The organism is Paraflavisolibacter caeni (assembly GCF_025628885.1).
Classification (GTDB): domain Bacteria; phylum Bacteroidota; class Bacteroidia; order Chitinophagales; family Chitinophagaceae; genus Flavisolibacter; species Flavisolibacter caeni.
This window is the reverse complement of the sequence record NZ_JAOTIF010000087.1, coordinates 1-508: the sequence shown is the minus strand read 5'-3', so window position 1 is coordinate 508 and position 508 is coordinate 1. Positions and strand designations below refer to the sequence as shown.

Below are 508 nucleotides of genomic sequence, written 5' to 3'. Positions count from 1 at the left end.
GTTATATTCCAATTAAATCAATTTTAACTAACTTATTATGAGAGTACTTTCTTTTTTGTTGTTGATTTCACTCATTAACCCATCCTGCACCTTTTCTTTTGCTAAAATTAAACTCGATAATGAGAAGGATGTGCGAAAGGCGTTATCAAAGGAATGGGCAGCTATCTACACGGAGACTTCGGGAAGACGTGTAAAAGTGCCAAAAGGAGGAAGGCCGAATATTATTTTTAGTGAAGACGGAACATGTAGTCAAAGAGTAATAAGTGGCTCCTTCTTCATTGTCACTAAAACTGAATCGAATGTTGATCCGAAAGCAGAGACAACATACGTGAGCACGGGTAATCAAAATGGACCAATGCTAAAAAACGGCAAAATTATCAATAATGCTGAATGGAATTATGATCCGAACCCCCACCTCTTATACATTGGAACGGGTAATCAAAAAGGCTCAGGACGAGTTCTAAAGCTAACAAGACGTAAGCTGATACTTGTCGAACACCTGCGCATG

At 38.6% G+C, this 508-nt stretch carries 1 protein-coding gene; it reads left to right on the top strand.

All coding sequences use genetic code 11. The annotated features are described in order from the left end of the window. Positions 1–37: 37 nt before the first annotated feature. Positions 38–508 (top strand): hypothetical protein (locus tag OCK74_RS27885; protein WP_279300402.1); only part of this gene is annotated, 471 nt, incomplete at its 3' end.